Origin of the sequence: Candidatus Halobonum tyrrellensis G22, assembly GCF_000495475.1 — an archaeon.
GTDB classification, from domain to species: domain Archaea; phylum Halobacteriota; class Halobacteria; order Halobacteriales; family Haloferacaceae; genus Halobonum; species Halobonum tyrrellense.
In genome coordinates this window covers 12,002-31,862 of record NZ_ASGZ01000059.1, presented here as the reverse complement: position 1 = coordinate 31,862, position 19,861 = coordinate 12,002, and the positions used below count along the sequence as shown (strand labels likewise).

At 69.4% G+C, this 19,861-nt stretch carries 19 protein-coding genes; 5 read left to right on the top strand and 14 right to left on the bottom strand.

The window, feature by feature from the left end:
- Positions 1–19: 19 nt before the first annotated feature.
- From K933_RS14035 to K933_RS14020, 4 genes are all read right to left on the bottom strand, one after another.
- The gene (locus K933_RS14035) at positions 20–307 is read right to left on the bottom strand and encodes a hypothetical protein (RefSeq protein ID WP_023395406.1); all 288 of its coding nucleotides are present in this window, start codon (positions 305–307) and stop codon (positions 20–22) included.
- A 150-nt stretch (positions 308–457) separates the two neighbouring features.
- Positions 458–652 carry a cold-shock protein gene (locus K933_RS14030; RefSeq protein ID WP_023395405.1) on the bottom strand — a complete coding sequence of 65 codons (195 nt, stop codon included), beginning with the start codon at positions 650–652 and terminating at the stop codon, positions 458–460.
- Positions 653–833: 181 nt separating this feature from the next.
- Entirely contained in the window at positions 834–1,901 is a 1,068-nt protein-coding gene (gene gfo6 / locus K933_RS14025) for a D-xylose 1-dehydrogenase Gfo6 (RefSeq protein WP_023395404.1), read from the bottom strand.
- Between the two features lie 139 nt (positions 1,902–2,040).
- Entirely contained in the window at positions 2,041–3,516 is a 1,476-nt protein-coding gene (locus tag K933_RS14020; RefSeq protein WP_023395403.1) for a sulfatase, read from the bottom strand.
- A 203-nt stretch (positions 3,517–3,719) separates the two neighbouring features.
- Between K933_RS14020 and K933_RS14015 the strand changes: the two genes are divergently transcribed.
- Together K933_RS14015 and K933_RS14010 are read left to right on the top strand one after the other, a co-directional pair.
- The gene (locus tag K933_RS14015) at positions 3,720–4,361 is read left to right on the top strand and encodes an SDR family oxidoreductase (protein ID WP_049947888.1); all 642 of its coding nucleotides are present in this window, start codon (positions 3,720–3,722) and stop codon (positions 4,359–4,361) included.
- A 213-nt stretch (positions 4,362–4,574) separates the two neighbouring features.
- A complete protein-coding gene (locus tag K933_RS14010) occupies positions 4,575–5,399 on the top strand; it encodes an MBL fold metallo-hydrolase (protein WP_394295681.1) in 825 nt (274 codons plus the stop codon).
- Between the two features lie 54 nt (positions 5,400–5,453).
- On the opposite strand, the gene K933_RS14005 is transcribed toward K933_RS14010, so the two are convergent.
- On the bottom strand, positions 5,454–6,002 hold the full coding sequence (locus K933_RS14005; RefSeq protein ID WP_049947887.1) for a hypothetical protein: 549 nt from the start codon (positions 6,000–6,002) through the stop codon (positions 5,454–5,456).
- Positions 6,003–6,137: 135 nt separating this feature from the next.
- Here K933_RS14005 and galK point away from each other — a divergent pair, with 135 nt between their 5' ends.
- Positions 6,138–7,307 (top strand): galactokinase, encoded by a 1,170-nt coding sequence (gene galK, locus K933_RS14000; protein ID WP_023395399.1) that lies wholly within the window; start codon positions 6,138–6,140, stop codon positions 7,305–7,307.
- A 57-nt stretch (positions 7,308–7,364) separates the two neighbouring features.
- On the opposite strand, the gene K933_RS13995 is transcribed toward galK, so the two are convergent.
- Both K933_RS13995 and K933_RS13990 read right to left on the bottom strand, forming a co-directional pair.
- Positions 7,365–8,321 (bottom strand): nucleoside hydrolase, encoded by a 957-nt coding sequence (locus K933_RS13995; RefSeq protein ID WP_023395398.1) that lies wholly within the window; start codon positions 8,319–8,321, stop codon positions 7,365–7,367.
- A 173-nt stretch (positions 8,322–8,494) separates the two neighbouring features.
- Positions 8,495–9,697, bottom strand: a complete 1,203-nt coding sequence (locus K933_RS13990) for a glycosyltransferase (RefSeq protein ID WP_023395397.1) — start codon at positions 9,695–9,697, stop codon at positions 8,495–8,497.
- Positions 9,698–9,895: 198 nt separating this feature from the next.
- Here K933_RS13990 and K933_RS13985 point away from each other — a divergent pair, with 198 nt between their 5' ends.
- Positions 9,896–10,606 carry a hypothetical protein gene (locus tag K933_RS13985; RefSeq protein ID WP_023395396.1) on the top strand — a complete coding sequence of 237 codons (711 nt, stop codon included), beginning with the start codon at positions 9,896–9,898 and terminating at the stop codon, positions 10,604–10,606.
- A 315-nt stretch (positions 10,607–10,921) separates the two neighbouring features.
- Here the strand turns inward: K933_RS13985 and K933_RS13980 are convergent, their stop codons facing one another.
- From K933_RS13980 to K933_RS13955, 6 genes are all read right to left on the bottom strand, one after another.
- Positions 10,922–12,490, bottom strand: coding sequence for a TrkH family potassium uptake protein (locus K933_RS13980; protein ID WP_023395395.1), 1,569 nt, complete (start codon positions 12,488–12,490; stop codon positions 10,922–10,924).
- Between the two features lie 73 nt (positions 12,491–12,563).
- Positions 12,564–13,898, bottom strand: coding sequence for a Trk system potassium transporter TrkA (gene trkA / locus K933_RS13975; RefSeq protein ID WP_049947886.1), 1,335 nt, complete (start codon positions 13,896–13,898; stop codon positions 12,564–12,566).
- Between the two features lie 712 nt (positions 13,899–14,610).
- The gene (locus K933_RS13970) at positions 14,611–15,375 is read right to left on the bottom strand and encodes a sugar phosphate isomerase/epimerase family protein (protein WP_023395393.1); all 765 of its coding nucleotides are present in this window, start codon (positions 15,373–15,375) and stop codon (positions 14,611–14,613) included.
- Between the two features lie 553 nt (positions 15,376–15,928).
- Positions 15,929–16,702 (bottom strand): Nif3-like dinuclear metal center hexameric protein, encoded by a 774-nt coding sequence (locus tag K933_RS13965; RefSeq protein ID WP_049947890.1) that lies wholly within the window; start codon positions 16,700–16,702, stop codon positions 15,929–15,931.
- Between the two features lie 106 nt (positions 16,703–16,808).
- On the bottom strand, positions 16,809–17,687 hold the full coding sequence (locus tag K933_RS13960) for an agmatinase family protein (protein ID WP_023395391.1): 879 nt from the start codon (positions 17,685–17,687) through the stop codon (positions 16,809–16,811).
- A gap of 7 nt (positions 17,688–17,694) precedes the next feature.
- Complete coding sequence (locus K933_RS13955) at positions 17,695–18,069, bottom strand: translation initiation factor IF-5A (protein ID WP_023395390.1); 375 nt, start codon at positions 18,067–18,069, stop codon at positions 17,695–17,697.
- 196 nt (positions 18,070–18,265) lie between these two features.
- Here K933_RS13955 and K933_RS13950 point away from each other — a divergent pair, with 196 nt between their 5' ends.
- The gene (locus K933_RS13950; RefSeq protein ID WP_023395389.1) at positions 18,266–18,577 is read left to right on the top strand and encodes a hypothetical protein; all 312 of its coding nucleotides are present in this window, start codon (positions 18,266–18,268) and stop codon (positions 18,575–18,577) included.
- 61 nt (positions 18,578–18,638) lie between these two features.
- Here the strand turns inward: K933_RS13950 and K933_RS13945 are convergent, their stop codons facing one another.
- Positions 18,639–19,703, bottom strand: a complete 1,065-nt coding sequence (locus tag K933_RS13945) for an aminotransferase class I/II-fold pyridoxal phosphate-dependent enzyme (RefSeq protein WP_023395388.1) — start codon at positions 19,701–19,703, stop codon at positions 18,639–18,641.
- Between the last annotated feature and the right edge of the window lie 158 nt (positions 19,704–19,861).

The window sequence follows — 19,861 nt, the reverse complement described above, 5'->3', positions numbered from 1 at the left end:
CGCCGTTCGCGCCCCCGGTTCACTCCGAGCGGAGGTCCATCCGCTCGGCCGTCTCGACGGCGTGGTCGGCGACCTGTTCGACCGTCGCGTCCGACTGTTCGGCGATCACCCGAGTCAACATGCCGAGCTGTTCGGCGGCCGCCTCCCGGAGTTCGGCGTCGTCGACGTCGTTCGCGAAGAAGTACTCGTTCCCCCCGGCGCCGCCGACGAGGCCGACGTACACCGACGTGGCGTCGCCGTCTTCGACCGCCTCGGCCGCGCGGGACCGCACGCGCTCGAACTCGTCCGCGTCGTCGCTGTCGCTCACGCCCGGGGGTACGACCGGCGCGGGGAAAAACCTCCCCGCCTCGTCGCTTCGTCGTTCGTCGCCCGGCGCGGGACGGCGCGACCGCTCGGGGGCGTAGCGTCGAAAGAAACCGGCAGTCGTGCGCCGCCGGAGCGGCGCGGAGTGCCGTAATTAAACGCGCGTGACGTTCGTCGCGCGGGGACCCTTGGGGGCCTGTTCGATGTCGAATTCGAGCTCCGTCCCTTCCGTGAGGTCCTCGCCGCCGACGTCTTCCATGTGGAAGAACACGTCGTCGTCCGAATCCTCGGTGGAGATGAAACCGTAACCGCCAGTGTCGTTGAAGAAGTCGACCGTACCGGTTGCCATTGCACCCGAACGGACGCCGCTCGTCAGCATAAGCCTTTCGTATCCCTCCAGTGACCCGTCCGGTCGCGCGACGACCGCCGACCGAAGCTCCCGCGAGCGTTCGGCCGTCCGTTCCGTCGGCTCCGCGCCGCGAGCGACCGTTCGGGAACCCCGACGTGGGGAGCCCCGTCGAACCCGCCAGCTACAGTTCGACCCGCTCGCCGGACTCGGCGGACTCGTAGAGCGCCTCGACGACCCGCATGTCGGTCACGCCCATCGCGCCGTCGGGCTCGACCGCCGCGCCACGCTGGAGGTGGTTGGCGAAGTAGTCGAACTCCTCGCGCATCTGGTCGGGGCTGGGCGGGCGGAACTCCGACTCGGTCCCGCCGCGGGACAGCCGGAGCACCTTCTGGGTGCCCGGGAAGAATATCCCCTCGACCGTGAGTTCGCCCTCGGTGCCGACGAACCGGAGGCTCGACCTCACGTCCGCCGAGTGGCTCACCGTGTACGACCCCAGAAGCGACTCGGAGAACTCCAGGGTGAACGCGCCGTGTTCGTCGACGCCGTCGAACGCCTCGTGGGCGCTGGTCGTGGTCGCGTGGACCGCCCGGGGGTCCTCGCCGAGGACGAACCGGGTGGCGTTGAGCGGGTAGATGCCGATGTCGTTGAGCGTCGTCCCGCCCGACAGCTCGGGGTCGAGCCGCCAGGAGTCGGGACCGACCGAGTCGAGCACCGTGTCCGACATGTGCCCGACGACGCTCACCACGTCGCCGATGGCGCCGCCGTCGATCAGGTCGCGCGCGCGTCGGGCCGCCGGCCCGGTGGTGACGCGGTAGGCGACCATCAGCGGTACGTCCGCCGTCTCGCAGGTGTCGACGAGCGCCTCCGCCTCCTCGACGCTGGCTTCGAGCGGCTTCTCACACAGCACCGCCTTCCCCAGGTCGGCGGCGGCCCGGACGTGGTCGTGGTGGAGCGCGTTGGGCGTACAGACGTACACCGCGTCGTACTCGTCGACGGCGTCGCCGTCGGCGTACTCCTCGTACGTGAGCGTCGCCGTCACCGACGCCACGTCGGCGGCGACGTCGTCGGCCTTCTCGGGCGACCCCGTGACCAGCACCGTCGTCTCGGCGTAGTCGGACGCCTCGACCGCCGGGATGGCCTGTTCGCGCGTCCACCAGCCGAGTCCCACCATGGCGAACCTGACCGGGTCGGCGTCGGTCTCCTCCTCCCAGTCGCGTTCGACGAGTCCGTCGAGATCGATCTCGTTCACGCTCCGATCCCCGTCGCGCGCGTCGAAAGTATTTACTCTAAAAGCGGTATTGACCAGAATCGCCCCGAGGGCGGGCGTTCGTGGTTCTTCGGCGACAGTTCGCCGGCGGAAGTCGGGCTCCCGGTACGCGCCCGCGGGGTCAGATGTACCCGAGCGCGTCGAGTCGGCGCTCGGTCCCCGCCGGCGGTTCGTGGCGGTCCGTCCCGTCGTCGGCCGGTTCGGCCGGTCGGTCGAACCGCCCGCGTTCGGCCCGGAGCGTCCGCCGGAGTCGGTCGCGGACCCGCGGGCGGTCGTCGGCCAGGTTCGCGGTCTCGTCGGGGTCGGCCGCGACGTCGTACAGTTGCTCGCGGCCGTCGGTCGCCTGGACGTACTTCCACCGGGGCGTCCGGATACACCGGAGCGACCGGTCGTACCGGTCGACGTCGACGTCGGAGTCGGGGAACCGCTCGCGGAGCGTCTCGGGCGACGGCCGGGGGTGGAGGTACTCCGAGACGGCGTGTTCGCGGTGGGCGTCGGCGCGGCCGCACACCGACTCGAGGAGGCTCCGGTCGGACACCGTCGGATGGGTCGGCGCGTCCGCGCCCGCGAGTTCGAGCAGCGTCGGGAACACGTCGCGGGTCTCGACGGGCGCCGACACCGACCCGACCGTCGGTCCCGTCCCCGCGGGCGGCTTGACCACCAGCGGCACGCGCAACAGCGTGTCGTGCAGCGAGAACTGGTGGTCCATCAGGCCGTGGTCGCCGACGTTCTCGCCGTGGTCGCCGACGACGACTATCGCCGTCTCGTCGAACGTCCCGTCGGCGCGCAGGCGGTCGAACAGGTCGCCCAGCCGGGCGTCGAGGTAGCGGAGTTCCGCCTCGTAGAGCGCTTCGAGCGTCTCGAACCCTCGCTCTCCGATATCGGTCTCGCCCATCAGGAACGCCCAGGGGTCCTGTGCGACTCGCTCCGCGACCCCGGAGTCGAACCCCGGCGGGAGGAACTCCGCGGGCGGCGTGTACGGCAGGTGGGGTTCGATGTAGTTGGCGAACAGGAAGAACGGCTCGTCGCCGTCGTGGGCGTCGAGCCACCGGCCGATCCGCCAGTTGGAGAGGCGCGCGCCGTCGTCGCCCCGGTCGCGGAGGAACCGGTCGTACAGCAGGTTGCCCGCCGTCGACGCGGCGGTGCCGTCGGCCACCGCGTCGCGGAGGGCGCCGAGCGGGTCCGTCCGGACCGCCTCGCGGGCGGCCGCGGGGTCGTCGCCCGACGGGAACGGCTCGCTCCGGGTGTAGAAGTCGTCGAACCCGTCGGCGAAGCCGAACTCGGGGGTCACCCACGTGTTGTTCGACACCGCGGCGGTCCGGTAGCCCGCGTCGCGCACCCGCCGCGCGAGGGGTGCGCGGTCCGGGTCGAAGTACTGGGTCCCGCCGTGGGTGCCGTGGTCGGTGGTGTACTGGCCGCTGAACATCGCGGCGTGGGCGGGGAGCGTCCACGGCGCCGTCGTGACCGCACCGTCGAACACGGTTCCTTCGGACGCGAGTCGGGCGAGCGCGGGGAGCGACTCGAACGTGCCGTCCGCGAGCGTGTTGGCGTGTCGAGTCGTGTCCATGACGACGAGCAGGACGTTCGGGCGGGACACACCGTCCCTTCGGCGGTGGCCGGTATGGCGTCGGTGCTTGCGAGCACGTGGTCGGTATATTATGTGGCATCCGGTCGGTAAACTACACGTCACGTCGGCGACGCGGCACGGACGGCACGGGGGGTCGCCGTGGGACGCGTCGGCGACCGCGGCCGACCGTCCGCGGGCGTCACGCTCTTCGGCGTCACGCCCGTAGCCCGGCCGTGCATGTACTCCTAGCGGGCGCTCACGGACAGGTCGGACAGCACGCCGCGCGACTGCTCGGCGAGAGCGACCACGACGCGCGGGGGATGGTCCGCGACGAGGGGCAGGCGTCCGAGGTGGAGGCGCTCGGGATCGACCCGGTCGTCGCGGACCTGACCCGCGAAGACGAGGTGCGGGAGGCGGTCGAGGGGTGTGACGCCGCGGTGTTCGCCGCGGGGTCGGGCGGCGACGACGTGTGGGGCGTCGACCGCGACGGGGCCGTGAACCTGGTCGACGCCTGCGAGGACGCGGGCGCCGACCGGTTCGTCATGCTGAGCGCAATCGGCGCGGACACCCCCGAAGCGGGACCCGACGCGCTCGAGGAGTACCTGGAGGCCAAATCGGAGGCCGACGACTACCTCCGGGAGAGCGACCTCACGTACACGGTCGTCCGCCCCGGGGAGTTGACGAACGAACCGGGCACCGGCCGGGTCCGGACCGGCGCTGACCTCGACGCGACGAGCGGCGACATCCCGCGTCCGGACGTGGCGGCGGTGCTCGTGGAGACGCTCGGCGCCGAGGCGACCCACGGGGAGACGTTCGAACTCCTCTCGGGCGAGGTGCCGATAGCCGAGGCGGTTGCCGACCCGTTCGGGGAGTAGGCGGCCGGGGTCAGTCGCCGCCCGGAGAGCGCAGGGAGGGGACTTTGGGGCGTTCGGTGCGCGTGCGGTACCGTGTTCGATTTCCTGACGGGCGGCGGCGACACGGACGCCGGGACCGACGCGAGCGTCGACGCGGAGACCGAAACCGACCCCGACGCCGGAACGGAACCCGAAACGGGAACCGACGGGGACGCGACCCCCGAGCGCGGGTCGGTGTTCTTCGTCGGGACCGCCACCGTGGTCGTCCGGTACGCGGGCTTTACGATCCTGACCGACCCCAACTTCCTCCACGCGGGCGACCACGCCCACCTCGGCTACGGGCTGAGCGCCGAGCGACGGACCGACCCGGCGCTCGACCTCGACGAACTGCCCGACGTGGACTTCGTCCTGCTGTCGCACTACCACGGCGACCACTTCGACCACCGCGTACAGGAGGAACTCGACGACGACCTCCCCATCGTGACCACCCACCACGCCGCCGAGGAACTCGACGCGAAGGGGTTCACCGAGACGTACCCGCTCGACACGTGGGAGACGTTCACCGTCCGGAAGGGCGACGCCACCCTCGACGTGACCGCGACGCCGGGCAGACACGGCCCGCCCGTGGTCGCGGAGGCGCTCCCGGAGGTGATGGGGAGCGTCCTGGAGTTCTACCCCGACGGCGACGGCGGCCGCGCGGTCGGCGGCGGCGGCCGCGAGGCGAGCCTCCGGATCTACGTCTCGGGCGACACCCTGCTGTACGACGAGGTGGAGGAGGTGCCCGAGCGCTACCCCGACATCGACCTCGCGCTCCTCCACCTCGGCGGGACCGAAGTCGTGGGCGTCCTCCTGACGATGGACGCCGACCAGGGGGTCGACGCGGTCCGCCTGTTCGACGCCGACGTCTCGATCCCGATCCACTACGACGACTACGACGTGTTCCGGTCGCCGCTCTCGGCGTTCCGAGACGCCGTCTCGGCGGCGGGGCTCGACGACCGCGTCGCGTACCTCGACCGCGGCGAGGCGTACGCGCTCGGTTCGCCCGCCGAGCGGCGGTAGGCCGCCGTACGGGACGACCCCGGCGGCGCGACCCGCCGTCTCGTCGGGACGGCGCTACTCGGTTGACTCCCTGCGTTCGCCGACCCGGTCGCCGACGCGGGCGCGAACCCGTTCGATCGCGTGTTTGAGTCGGCGGCGCGCTCGCGAGTCGCGCTCGTACTCGATACCGCGCGCGTCGAGCCAGCGTCGCGCCTCCGCGCTCCCCTGCTCTCGCCGGATATCCTCCTCTCGGGCGTGCTCGACCGGGTGGCGGAGCCAGTTGAACTCGTCGTGGGCGTACACGTCGGTGCGGTCGGCGTCGGGCGCGAACAGGACGACGTGGAGCTGTCGGTCGCCGAACGGGCCGGACCGGTACACCCAACTCCCGTCGGCGCTGCTCCCCGCAGGCGTGTAGTGGTACGCACTCACCGGGTCCCACGCGAACCCCCCTTTCGAGAGGGCGGCTTCGAGCTCCGCGATCGGTCGACCGACGGTTCCGACGTACTCGGACGGGTACACCTGCGTAGTCGGGTTGCCGACGGTCTTCGCGAGTCGGTCGAGCCGGGGACCGAGCCGCTGACGGAGCCGCCGGAGCACGGTAGAACGGACGGACGCCGCTGTCATCGGCGGGTACGAGCGGATCGAGCGACAATAACGTTGTGGTGCCTCCGCGGCCGACGGCGCCGGGGAGCCCGAGCGACCCTGCGTCCCCCGGGGAGGGATTCAAGGGGCTCGTCGGCGAACGCTCCGAGAGTCACGATGACGACACACGACGACGGTCGGGCCGTCGCGGAGACGTTCGAGGCGCGCTACGGGGCGGAGCCGGCCGTCCGGTCGCGCGCGCCGGGGCGGGTGAACCTCGTCGGCGGGCACGTCGACTACAGCGGCGGGGTGGTGCTGCCGGTCGCCATCGACCGCACGACGGTGGTCGCCGCCCGGCCGCGCGACGACGGCGTCGTCCGCGCCTACTCGGCGCGGATGGACGAGAGCGTCGAGGCGTCGGTCGGCGACGCGGTCGACGGCTGGGCCGCCTACGTGGTCGGGACGGCGACCACCCTCTCCGACGAGGTGGACCGACCCGTCGGGGCGGACCTCGCCGTCGGCGGCGACATGATCCTCGGCGCGGGCGTCTCCTCGTCGGCGGCGCTCGAAGTCGCCGTCGCGGGCGCGCTCGACTCCGTCCACGAGTTGGGGCTGAGCCGCGAGACGCTCGCGGACGTCTGTTGGCGCGCGGAGAACCAGGAGGTGGGGATGTCCTGTGGGATCATGGACCAGTTCGCCAGCGCGCTGGGCCGCGCGGGTCACGCGCTCCGGATCGACTGTCGGTCGCGCGACGTCGAGACCATCCCGTTCGATACCGGGACGGCCAGCCTGCTGTTGGTCGACACGAACGTCAAACACGAGCTGATCGACTCGGGGTACAACGAGCGGGTCCGCGAGTGTCACGAGGCGACCGCGATCCTCGACGCGGAGACGGGCAAGCGGGTGCGCTCGCTCCGCGACGTGACCCCCGAGGACGTGGAGGCGAACCGCGAACACCTCGACCCGCCGCTCGACCGCCGGGCGAGACACGTCACAACGGAGATCCGACGGGTGAAGGAGGCCGCGGAGGCGCTCGCGGCCGACGACGTCGAGCGGGTCGGCGCGCTGGTCCGCGAGTCCCACCGCAGCCTCACGGACGACTACGAGGTGAGCTGTGCGGAACTCGACACGGTCGTCGACATCCTCGACGACTGCGAGGGGGTGTACGGCGCCCGGATGGTCGGCGGCGGCTGGGGCGGGAGCGTGGTGGCGTTGGTCGCGCCGGGCACCGCGACGCGGGTGGGCGAACGCGTCGCCGACGAGTACCGCGCGGCGACCGACATCGACCCCGGCGTGTACGCGTTCGACATCGGCGACGGCCTCACCGTCGAGACGCTGTCGGGCTGACGGCCGCTCGCGGCCGCGGCGGCGTCGGCCCCCGATCTCCGGCAGATCTCGCCCGCCTCACACCGACCGCTCGGGGTCGGCGTGGACCAGCATGTCGCCGACCATCCGCTCGAACGCCGCCTCGTCGACCGACTCGACCACCCGGGTCCGGGGCTCGCCGTCCGTGATCCCGAGTTCGTCTATCAGGCTGTAGCCGCGGGTCATCCCCTCGCGCTCGTCGACGTCGACGAAGTACGTCTCCGCCTCCTCCACCAGGTCCGGGTTGACGAGACACGCGAGCGTGAGCGTGTCCGGGAACGTGGCGGCGTCGGTGCCGAACCGCTCCTCGGAGAACGCGCGGGCGTGGCTCGTTATCTCGGCGCAGAAGTCGGCGTAGGGCGTGTCGGCCTCGGTGAACTCGTCGAGTCGGGCGCCGCCGATCGTCCCCTGGCGGAGCGTCAGCCCCCAGTCGACGAGGGTCACGTCGAGTTCGTTCAGCACCACCTTCGCGGCGTCGGGGTCGACCCAGAAGTTGAACTCCGCGGCGGGGGTGTCGTTGCCGAGCGTCGCGAGCGCGCCGCCCATCACCCACACCTCGTCGAGTAAGTCGTTCAGGTCGGGCTCCCGGCGGAGCGCGAGCGCGACGTTCGTCAGCGGGCCGATACACGCGAGCGTCACCTCGCCCGGCGACTCGCGGGCGGCGGCGACGATGGCGTCGACGGCGTGGCCGTCGGCGGAGTCGATACCCGTCTCGGGGAAGAGTTCGCCCCCGAGGCCGCCCTCGCCGTGGACGTGGTCGACGTGGTCGAACTCCTTGACCAGCGGACTGCGCGACCCCTCGTAGACGGGCACCTCGTCGGCGACGCCCGCCATGTCGAGGGTGTACTTCGCGTTCTCCACCTCGTAGTCGAACTCGACGTTGCCCGCGACGACGGTCAGCGCCTCCAGGTCGACAGAGTCCGCGAGCGCGGCCATCAGGAGGGCCTGCGTGTCGTCGCCCGCGGTGTCCGTGTCGATGACGAGCTTTCGTGTCACGACGGGGGGTGTGGCTACTGGGATTTAACTTCCACCGCTCGCCCGAGCATCGTTCGGACGAGTGACGGGACCCGCCTCCGACGGCGCGGGGTCCGCGTGACCGCGTGAGGGCCGGGCGACCGCGCGCCGGTTCCCCGCCCGGGCGCCGACAGCGGACACCGCCGGCCGCCGGCCTACTCGGCGCCGGGTCGTTCGGACCGCTCGGGACCGGCCGTGTGGACCACCTTCTCGGTGACGTCGAACCCCGTCGCGGGGTCGACGAACCCGTACAGCGCGCCCACCGAGTGGACGATGACGACCAGCGGCGTGAGCGCGACGAGCAGGCACGCGGCGCCGACGCCCACCGACTCCCGGTATGCGTAGAGACCGACGAGCGACCAGAGGTAGACGAACCCGAGGAGGACGAACGACAGCGGGATGTACACCTCGGGGAGGAGCACCTGCCGGACGCCGACGGGGAGCACGCCGAGCAGCGAGAGCGTCGACAGCGCCCACAGGGCGGGTGCGAACACCGACACCACCCAGCCCACGTCGCGGACGGTGTACAGCAGTTGGTAGTCGAACGGGAGCAGGTCGGCGCTCATCCGCGTCCCGGTCAGCCACCGGCGGCGCTGCCCGACCATCGCGCGCACCGACGGCGGGGCCTGGTTCTCGAAGGCCGTATCGGAGAGACAGTAGGTCGCGCCGTGGTTCAACAGCGCGCGCCAGACGAACACGGAGTCCTCGACGACGGTGTGGACGTCCCACCCGACCCGGTCTTCGACCGAGGTGCGGACCGCGACGCCGCCGCCCCACGCGTACAGCGGCACGCGGAGGAACGGGAACGCGGACTGCTCGACGCCGAAGCCGATCCGGTGGACCTCCGCGAGAAACGGCAGGAGTCCGCCGGTCCGGGTGGGTCGCTCGCGGAACTGGACCACGTCCGCGTCGGGGATGCCGTCGAGTTCGCCCACGACCGAGTCCTCGTCGAGGTAGAGGACGTACTCGCAGTCGGTCGGGTGGGCCCGCCGTGCCCACTCGATGGCGCGGCCCTTCGCCCGCGCCTCGCACTCGAACTCCTCGGGCACCACCAGCACCTCGCAGTCGCCCGCTATCTCGGTCGGCGACTCGGCTATCACGAGGACGCTGTCGAACCCCTCGGGGAGCGCGTCGACGGTCCGCTGGACCACGTCCGCGGCGTCGACCGTGAGGATCCGGACCTGTACGTCCTCCAACCCCCACGCGACCGGCGGCGACGGCGTCGTCGGCCGCTTGACGAGCGTGAGCGCCACCTCGTACAGCCAGTAGCCCACCGGGAGCGTGTACACCACCACCAACTGCCAGAGAACGAGCGAGACGAACACCGCCACGTCGAACTGAAAGCCAAATAGATTCATTTCATTACTAGATAGATGCGTCGAGAGCAGATAAACACACGGCGCCGGTCGGGGGCGGTCCGCCGGTACGCCGACCCTGCGGTCGGTCCGTCGGTCCGGACGGCACTCCCGCGCGGGGGCGACCGGACCGACTATCCGTCCCGATAGCCGGGGGTGAACGGTTTTTGCGTGCGCGGGGAGTAGCGCCGGGAGTACGAGATGGGACGCCGCGACGACGTCGACCGGCTGTACGACCTGGTCGCCGACCTGACAGGGCGGGTGGGGGGAACCCGGACGCTCGACGACTGCACCGGCTACATGGACTGGCCCGACCGCGGGGTCTACTTCTTCTTCGCGCCCGACGAGCGCCGCGAGGCGGGCGACCACCCCCGGCTCACCCGCGTCGGCACGCACGCCGTCTCGGCGGGCAGCGGCACCGCGCTGTGGGACCGGCTCCGTACCCACCGGGGGGCGACCCGCGGGAGCTACGAGGGCGGCGGCAACCACCGGGGGTCGGTGTTCAGGAGGCGCGTCGGCGAGGCGCTGATCGAACGCGAGGGGTTGGGCGAGGCGTACCCCCACTGGGGCGAGGGGTCGACCGCCGGACGCGAGCGCCGGCTGGACGAACTCCCGTTGGAGCGGCGAGTGAGCGACTATCTTCGGGACCTACCGTTCCTCTGGCTGAACGTCGACGACGAACCCGGACCCGAAAGCGACCGGGCGTACCTCGAACGGAACGCCATCGCGCTCGTCAGCAACTACCGGCGGGACGCGGTCGACCCCCGGCCGGGCGGCTGGCTCGGCCGGAACAGTCGGAGCCGGAAGATCCGCGAGTCGGGGCTGTGGAACGTGAACCACGCCGACGAGGCGTACGACCCCGCGTTCCTCGACCTGTTGGGGGAGCGGATCGAGGAGACGGACCCGGTCTGAGTCGTCGGTTCAAAGAGGGAGCGGCCTCGGCACTCACGACTCACTATCTATCCATAGTGGGTGGATTTAGCTGCCCTATAGACGGCTCTCAATCCGTAATCCGTTCACTCTCTCGTGCTACTATCCTCGCACGTGCTCTAAATTTCGAGTCAAAGGCGTCGCTGTCTCTTACCGAAGATAACGAGGCGGTCCTCTCTGGATTCTGTTAGGACGTGCTGTGCAAGATACAAGGCGCTCGTCGGGCACTGTCGGAAGACTATCACGCAGTTCTGGACGGCGGGAGACGGATCGTTCGTGAGACCGAGCGCGACGGGGTCACCACTTCCAGAACGAGCGGGTGAACAACACGAGCACCGGCACCACTTCGAGTCGTCCGAGCAACATTAACACGATCATCAGGAGTTTCGACGTCACGGGGAACTCCAGATAGCTTCCGAACGGCCCAAGCATCCCGAAGCCAGGGCCGAGATTCCCGATGGTCGCGATACTCGCACTGAGTGCCTCGAGCGTCGTCAACTCGAGTCCCACACGCCCCGCATCGAGCGTAATGACCACCGCGGACACGGCAAAGATGAACAGATAGAGGAAGGTGAACGCGAAGATTCCCCGTACGACCTCCTCGTCGATGACTTGCCCGCCGAGACGGACTGGCTCCACGATATCGGGGTACACCGTCATCGAGAGCTGTCGGCGTGCTGCTTTGAGGATGACCAGCCATCTGATCAGCTTGACACCGCCACCCGTCGACCCCGCCGAACCGCCGATGAACATCACTGCCAGGAGTAGTATCTGGCCCCCCTCGTTCCACTGCGCGAAGTCACTCGTCGCGTAGCCGGTCGAATTGAGCAGCGATACGGTCTGGAACAGGGCCTGCCGCAGTGAGTTCTCGAGGACCCCCCTGGTAGCCCCACCCAGTTCGAGCGGGGGGGCAGCACCGCTGAACAACAGCGCCCAGAGCACGAGCGCGGCGCCGACGATCGCACCCACGTACCCCTGGAATTCTCGGTTCTGGAACACCTCGACGTACTTCCCCTGGAGAACGAAATAGAAGAGCGCGAAGTTCGTTCCTGCGATGATCATAAACGGAATCACGAGCCACTGCACGGCCGGCGAGAAGGCTGCGATACTCTCGGCCTCCGGCGAGAACCCACCCGTCGGAAGCGTCGTGAATCCGTGCGCGATCGCGTTGTACAGACCCAAATTTGGGGCGACGCCGAAGCGATGGAGCGCGTACAGTAAACAGATCAACAGCGCGGTGAATCCGGCATACACGAGCCAGAGGATGCGTGCCGTCTCGGCGATCTGTGGGGTGAGCTTCTTCAGTTCCGGGCCCGGCGCCTCTGCGTCGATCAACTGGGCGCCATTGACCGCCAGTTCGGGCAGTATCGCGACCATGAGAACGATGATGCCCATCCCACCGAGCCACTGTGTCAGTTGCCGATACATCAGCAGGGCGTGTGAATGGCGCTCGAACGAGATCTCGCCGAGCACGGTCGCCCCTGTCGTGGTGAATCCTGACGTCGACTCAAACAGGGCGTTTACGACCGAGACAGACAGCGCAGTCGGCGATTCGAGGGAGAGACCGACCGTCGATGCCGTCCCGAAGCCTTCCAGCAGATACGGCACGGCCCCACCGACGGATACGCCGACCCAGGCGAGCGCCACGAATAACAGCGTCTCCTCAGCTCCGAGGTCGTCGACGTCGGCACTCCGTTCCAGAGCAACACCGAGTCCGGCAGTAATGACGACCGACGCGAGAAAGACCAGCACGTCGTTCCCATAGACGACTGCAACGAAGAGCGGAATGAGCATCGTGACGGCGAGATACTTGAGGACCGTCCCGACGAGCGCACAGCTCTGTCGCCAGTCAACGTTCAGGCGCATCAGGTCGCCTCCACATCCCGAGCGAGAGCGGGTCGAGTGGGAGGCGGTCGGCCACACCGACGGTCAGTTCCGCTCATAGGCGCTCTATTACCTCTTCGATGCCATCACTGTCAGCGAGAACGACGGCGTGGTCTCCCGGTTTGACGACCGTATCGCCACGGGGCATCAGAAAGCTGCCGTTCCGAGTAATCGCACCGATCACGACACCGGGTGGGAAATCGGCGATCGCCTCTGCGATCGGACGCCCAGCGAGGGCACTCTCCGTGTCGATCCGGATTTCGATGAGCTCGGCCCGATTGTTCTCCATCAGGGCAACGTTCAGTGTATCCTGGTCCCGGGCGAATTCGACGATCTCTTCGGCAGTCGTTCGCCGCGGATTCACCGCGACGTCGACACCGGCCTCCTCGAACAGGTCCACGTATTCACCGTGATCGACGATTGCGACCGACCGGTCGACGCCCATCCGTTTGGCCCGGAGTGCGGCCAGGAGGTTCGCCTCGCTATCGTGATCGAGTGCCGCGACGACGACGTCGATGTCTGCGGCTCGTTCGGTCTCCAGAAAGTCCCGAGTTGTCGGGTCCGTGTTGCGGACAGTCGTCGCCGAGAGGCGTTCGGACAGTTCGCGTGCGCGGTCGGGATCCGCTTCCAGCAGGTGCGGGCGAAGCCCGCGTTCCTCGAGCAGTCGTGCAGTGTGATATCCGATATCGCTCCCCCCGATGATCAGGACGTTCCGCGTTGCTGATTTCTCCCGACTGAGTTCGGTGCCGAGGGTATGGACCGATTCGGGCCTTCCGATGACGATGATTCCGTCGCCCGCTTCGATCCGGGTCGAGCCAGTCGGGAGCATGGTCTTCCCCGACCGGACGAGAGCACCGAACGTCAGCCCCTCGAACCTGTCGGCCTCCTCGACTGTGTGACCGACGAGAGAACTCCCCGGATCGACATGGAAATCGGCGATATGGACCGTCCCACCGGCGAAGACGTCGAAGCTGATCGCTGCTTCCAGGCCAGTCCCGCCGACTGCTGCCCCGATGGTCAACAGGTTCGTTCCGACCATGAGGTCGACGCCGAACACGTCGTCTGCACGATCCCACGTTTCGATATATTTGAGACTTCTGACGCGTGCGACGGTCGTGACGTCACTCAGTGCCTTTGCCGTCTCACACGTCAGGATATTGATTTCGTCGCTGTCGGTACTCGCGATGAGCAGGTCAGTGTCCGCGACACCGGCTTCCTGTAGTGTTCCAATAGTCGAACAATCACCGAGAACCGTGAGGACATCTAGTTCATAGCCAAGGCGATCGATCCGGTCTGCATCGGTATCGATCACGACGACATCGTGAGTTGCGTCGAGTTGGGCTGCAACTCTCCGGCCGACCTGCCCAGCGCCAGCGATTATCACACGCATATCTGTACTACCGCGTGATGGTCACGTAGTCGAACGCTCGATAAGTACGCTTCGGCATCCGTGCTGTCGAATCCGGCGTTGAGCAAAGGAACCCGACGATTGGCTGGTAACATCCCCCTGCTGTTCAGCCGTGTCTGTCCAACAGCCACCTCCTGAACTCACCCTCCGGCGGGCTTGTCGTCGAACGTGCGGTCGCAATCCATACAGAGACACCGTTAGTACGCTAGCTGTCGTGTTTAATCCGGATTCAGACCGGCAGCGCGGGCACTGGAGGCCGCCGCGGCGCTCGCCTCCGAACTCAGCAGTTCAAATGGGGACATCGCGTTCGAGTGACGCTGCCGCGTCACCCTTGCCCGCTACGCTTCCAGAGCCCCCGCTCTACCCGAGAACGATCTACTTCCGAAGAGCGAACGAGCGTGAGCGTTACCGAGTCTCACTGTGAAAACTGCATCTCGACTAGTAGAGTCGATACCTCAGAGAGGACGGGGCCGATCTGATACCTCGGAGTCTACTCCCTTCGCCTATTGATTACGACGGTCCTCCCTCGGAGAGTAGCAGACGCGATTCTCTGACGTCGTTCACCCCCTTCGAAACTGTATGGATAGAAAGCTGGCCTCGGCACTCATAGGGCTCGTCGTCGCGCGGGTGCCACCCCGGCTCGGCCCGGTCGCCTCGTCATCGGCCGTCGGGGAGTACCGCCCGTCATCCCTAATCAGTTCCCTTCGGTCGCGTCCGCGAGCGCCGCCCGCACGTTCGCCTCCGCCTCCCGGAGCGCCGCGGTCGCACGCTCGGCCGGGAGTTCGTACTCGACCACGAGCGGCGCGTCCGGGTCCGCGTACGCGTCGAGCAGGCCGACCAGTCTCGACAGGTCGAGCCGTCCCGCGCCAGGGAGGTCCTCGGCGGCCGCCTCGGAGGTGTCCTTCAGGTGGACGGCCGCGATTCGGTCGCCGAGGTCGCGCACGACCGTCTCGGGGTCGACGTCCTCGACGAGGAAGTGACCGGTGTCGACGCAGACCCCGAGCCGCGGGTGGTCGTACCGGTCGAACACGTCGCGGACGTCCGCGACCGACGAGAAGACGGCCGAGCGGTCGTCGTGGTGGAGCGACGAGTAGTTGTGGACCGCGATGTCGAGGTCGAACTCGGCGGCGGCCGACACCAGCGCCTCGGTCACGTCGTCGCGGGCGGGCGGGTAGTTGACGGTCAGGTAGCCGGCACCCAGGCGGTCGGCGAACGCGGCGTACCGGCGCGCGTCGTCGGGGGCGGCGAGGTCGGCGACGCCGTAGCCGCACACCGCGACGCCGGCGGTGTCGAGCGCGCGTTCGGCCGCCGCGACCCGCTCGTCGCCGTCGTCGGGCGAGAGGTGGCCCGTCCACAGTTCGAGATGTTCGATCCCGGTCCCGGCGAGTTCGGCGAGTAGGTCGGCGAGCGACGTCGCTTCGAAGACGACGCTCTGGACGCCGACGGCGGAGTCGGACACGGCCGGGGGTACGCGCCAGGGACCAAAGAGCTTGCAGTCGTCGGATCGTCCCGACGGACGCGAGCGCCGGCGAACACGAGAGCCGGAGGAGGCGAGCGCCGCACCCCCGACTCGCGCCCGGCGGGGGCCACCTACTCGCGAGTCGGTAAAAAGTTGCGCGAGCCCGCACATTCAAGAGAGGTACTGACCTATGGTATCTCGACTCATGAGCCTCACCGGGTCAGACCGATACTTCTGCCACTCCTGTGGCAGGGGATTCGATTCGGCAACGGAGCTTCGACAGCACGTACGGGACGAGGGTCTCACCGGGTAACCCGGCTACCAGTCGACTACCCAGCCGAACCGACACGCACCGCACGACGACCGCGGCGGCACGCCCGCCGTCCGGCCACGGCACGCCCACCGTCCGGCCACGGCGCGCCCGTCGGGGACTCTCCGCGCGCCGCCCGTTCGGGGGCGACTTCTCCCGACCGCCCCCCGCGAGACGGGGGTCCGTCCTCGCCGACCGTCTCGACGCTCGCCGCGCCGAGCGTCCTCGCCCGACCGGGCCGACTCAGATACCGGTCGGGTGGTCGACGTACGTCGTCTCGACGCCCCACTCGGAGACGAGCGACCCCAGGCTCTCGACCCCGAACGTCTCCGTGGCGTAGTGGCCGCCGAGCACCACGGAGACGCCGGCCTCGCGCGCCTCGTGGTAGAGTTTCCCTTTCGGCTCGCCGGTGACGAACGCGTCGACGCCCGCGGCGGCCGCCTCGTCGAGCCAGTCGCTCCCGCTGCCGGTGAGCACGGCGATATCCTCGATGCGGTCGGGACCGAAGTCGAGCAGGCGGACGCCCTCGCCGCCGTGGTCGAGGGACGCCTGCAGCGTCTCGGCGAGTTCCTCGCCCGTGTACGGGTCGGGTGCGACCCCGCGCTGGCCCACCCACTCGGGACCGAGTTCGCCGAACGGCTCGCGGGATTCGAGACCCAGCAGGTCCGCGACGCCCGCCGCGTTGCCCAGTCGCTGGTGGCCGTCGAGCGGGAGGTGCGAGACGTACAGCGCGACGTCGTTCCGGACGAGCGGCGCGATACGGTCGTACGCCCGGCCGGTCAGGCGGTCGAGTCCGCCCCAGACGACGCCGTGGTGGGTGAGCAGCACGTCCGCGTCGCGGTCGACCGCCGCCTCCGCGGTGGCGCCGACCGCGTCCACCGCGAGCGCCACCCGCTGGACCTCCGTATCCCCGTCGCTCGGCCCGACCTGGAGGCCGTTCGCGCTCGCGTCGAGGTCGGCGTACGCGTCGGTGTCGAGTTCCGCGTCGAGTCGGTCGACGAACTCCGAGAGCTGTATCGCCATCGGCGGCGATGGGGGCGCGCGGGGTTTGTAGGTTCGTACCGGCGGGCCGGCGGACCGGCGAGAAGCAGGTCCGAACGAGAGGAGAGTGTGCGACGGCGCGTCACTCGGCGCCCGCGTCCGCGGCCGAGTGCGAGCGGACGAACTCGCGGAGGAGTTTGGCCGCGAGCGCGGCGGTCTGGCCGTCGTCGCGGTCGTTCACCTCGACGGCGTCGAAGCCGACACAGGCGGGTGCGACCGCGCGGACGACGTCGCGGGCCTCCCGCGGCGAGAGACCGAACGGCTCCATCGTCCCCGTGCCGGGGGCGAACCCCGGGTCGACGCCGTCGATGTCGACCGAGAGGTAGACGTCGCGGTCGCCGAACCCGGCCGTCCAGTCGGCCGCCGCCTCCGGCGGGACGACCGTCACGTCGGCGCGGTCGGCGCGCTCCCACTCGGCGCGCGACCCGGTGCGCGCGCCGACGACGACGACGTCGTCGACGGTCGGGTAGTCGCCGTCGTCGAGTCCGTCGAGCGCGCGCCGGGTGACACACGCGTGGCTCAGCGGGTTGCCGTCGTACGCGTCGCGGAGGTCGAGGTGGGCGTCGACGACCACGAGTACGTCGGGGTCGGTCGCGCGGACGCCCGCCCACGACACCGTGTGTTCGCCGCCGACGACGAGCGGGACCGTCCCGTCGATGACGGCCGCCCGGAGTTCCGCGGTCAGGTGGTCGAGGTAGTCGGCGGCGGCGTCCCACGCGCGGACGTCGCCGGCGTCGCGGACCCCCGCCGCGGAGAACTGCGAGTCGGTGCGGCGGTCGTAGTCGTCGTACGCGCCGGCGAACCGCCGGACCAGGTCGGGACCGAACCGCGCGCCCGGCTGGAAACTCGTCGAGGCGTCGAGCGGCGCGCCGACGAGCGTGTACGCGTCCCCCCCGGCCGCGTCGTCGGGGTCGTCGGTCGCGTCGCGGCCGGCGCGTGCGCCCGGGAACGGGAACGTCACGGCCGCCTCAGACGACCTTCCGCTGACCCTCGTACTCGAGGTACTCGATGTCCTCGTCGGGTTCGAACTCCTCGCTCTCGGGGATCCGCATCGTGAACGTCTCGTAGGTGTCCAGATCCATCACCTGCGCGTCGTTGCCCGAGACGGAGACGACCTGTCCCTGCTTGCGCCGGATGATCGGCACCCACACCTTCGCGTCGACGGGCTGGGAGAACGACCGCTTCTTCTCGTCGAACACGCCCTTCCCCTCGACGCGCGCCTTCGCGCTGCCGTGTTTACCGGGCTTCGCCGTGCTGTACCCGTTGATCTGGCAGGGCGAGTCGTCCATCATCACGTAGCTCCCCTCCTGGAGTTCGCGGACCTGCTTCTGCTCTCGCGGCATACCCGCCGCTTCCCGTCGGCGCGGTATAAACGGTTTGATAGCGCCCAGCCGAGCGCGCGAACGCGGCGGTCCGCGCGCGCGTGAGCCGCCGTACCCGTCGAACCGGGTCGGTGACGGACCGGCCGCCGACCGCCGGCCCACAGCGCGCGAACACGGCTCACGACGTGATTAATATCCGAGGCGACCTCCTCGGGGCATGGACGACCACGAGACGGGAACCGTCGGCGAGGTGGACGAAACCGACGCGGAGACGGTCGCGAAGGTGTACTACGAGGACGGCGACCCCGTCTCGCTCGACGCCGCGTTCGTCATCGAAGACTGGGAGTGGGTCATCGGCTTCGACCAGACCGGCACCGAGGGGTACGACTACGTCTCGATCCCGGTCGAGCGCGTGGTCGGCGTCATGTCGCGACGGTACACCCAGTTTTCGCACAACGGCCGGCGCGTCACCGCCTACGGCGTGATGGACGACGAGGTGCGCGAGTTCCGCGACCTCCTCCCGCTGTAAGGCGGGTCGCGGCGAGGGGGACCAAGCCGCGACGGAACGAGACAAAACGGGTCGAACCGGACTACAGCAGGTCGCCGACGCGCGCGAGTCCCTCCTCGAGGTCGGCCGTCTCGTGGCCGAACCCCAACCGGAAGTAGTCGTCGTGGCCGAACGCCGCGCCGGGCGCGAGCACGACCGACGCCTCCTCAACGACGGTCCGACAGAACTCGCGCGACCCGTCGAACCCCTCGGGGACGGTGACGAACGCGTTGACGCCCACCGGGTCGTGCCAGTCGAGACCGTGGCTGTCGACCCACTCGGCCACCCGGTCGCGGTGGTCGCGCGCGAGTTCGCGGTTCTCCTCCAGTATCGCGTCCTCGTGGTCGCCGAGCGCCTGTCTCGCGACGTGTTGGCCGAACAGCGACGGCGAGATGGTGGTGTAGTCCTTCCAGTTCCACGCCGCCTCGACCACGTCCTCGTCGCCGACCAGCCAGCCGAACCGGGTGCCCGCCAGCCCGTACGCCTTCGTCAGACTCGCCGTCGAGAGACCGTACTCGCCGAACGACGCGACCGGCGGTAGCGGGTCGTCGGCGAGCAGGCGGTACACCTCGTCACACAGCAGGTACGCGCCGTGGTCGGCGGCGACGTCGTAGAGGTCGCGCACGACCGACTCGGGGTGGTACCGCCCGGTCGGGTTGTTCGGGTTGTTGAGCACGACCACGGCGGTATCGTCGGTGACCGCCGCCCGCACGGCGTCGGGGTCGAGTTCCCACCCCGGCGGCTCCAGTCCGACGCGGGTTACCGACCCGAACGCCTCCGGCACCGCGTGGAGCGACTGGTAGGTGGGCGTGACCACGACAGCCTCGCTCCCCGCCTCCGAGTTCATCAGCGCGAGGAACGCGAGGAAGTTCGCCTCCTGTGTGCCACAGGTGAACAGCACCTCGTCGGCCGGGCGGTCGTACCGCTCGCCCACCGCGGCGCGCAGTTCGGGGTCGCCGTTCGTCGGGATGACGTAGCCGAGTTTGCCCGGGTCGAGGTCGAACCGGTCGGCGGAGATCGAGCGGATGCCCGACTCCGCGAGCATGATGTCGGCCTCGTGTTCGTGTTCGGCGAACCAGCGTTCGAGTTCGAACGGCGCGATGTCCATACCCGAACACGAACGACCGCGGGCTAAACCGTGCGGGTCGCGGCGACGCGGACGGGAGAGGAGGAAGCGGTAGAGCGGTTCCTCACGGGAGGGCAAGTCGTACGGGAACGTCGGCACTGGCGTGTCGTCCGAGCCGTCTCGCGTATCGTGACCGACCG

What these genes read in the sequence shown, in the direction of transcription:
- K933_RS13990 (WP_023395397.1), bottom strand. Translation starts at nt 9,697, where the DNA reads ATGAATCTATTTGGCTTTCAGTTCGACGTGGCGGTGTTCGTCTCGCTC.
- K933_RS14030 (WP_023395405.1), bottom strand. Translation starts at nt 652, where the DNA reads ATGGCAACCGGTACGGTCGACTTCTTCAACGACACTGGCGGTTACGGT.
- K933_RS13955 (WP_023395390.1), bottom strand. Translation starts at nt 18,069, where the DNA reads ATGCCGCGAGAGCAGAAGCAGGTCCGCGAACTCCAGGAGGGGAGCTAC.
- trkA (WP_049947886.1), bottom strand. Translation starts at nt 13,898, where the DNA reads ATGCGTGTGATAATCGCTGGCGCTGGGCAGGTCGGCCGGAGAGTTGCA.
- galK (WP_023395399.1), top strand. Translation starts at nt 6,138, where the DNA reads ATGACGACACACGACGACGGTCGGGCCGTCGCGGAGACGTTCGAGGCG.
- K933_RS13950 (WP_023395389.1), top strand. Translation starts at nt 18,266, where the DNA reads ATGGACGACCACGAGACGGGAACCGTCGGCGAGGTGGACGAAACCGAC.
- K933_RS13985 (WP_023395396.1), top strand. Translation starts at nt 9,896, where the DNA reads ATGGGACGCCGCGACGACGTCGACCGGCTGTACGACCTGGTCGCCGAC.
- K933_RS14005 (WP_049947887.1), bottom strand. Translation starts at nt 6,002, where the DNA reads ATGACAGCGGCGTCCGTCCGTTCTACCGTGCTCCGGCGGCTCCGTCAG.
- K933_RS13980 (WP_023395395.1), bottom strand. Translation starts at nt 12,490, where the DNA reads ATGCGCCTGAACGTTGACTGGCGACAGAGCTGTGCGCTCGTCGGGACG.
- K933_RS13945 (WP_023395388.1), bottom strand. Translation starts at nt 19,703, where the DNA reads ATGGACATCGCGCCGTTCGAACTCGAACGCTGGTTCGCCGAACACGAA.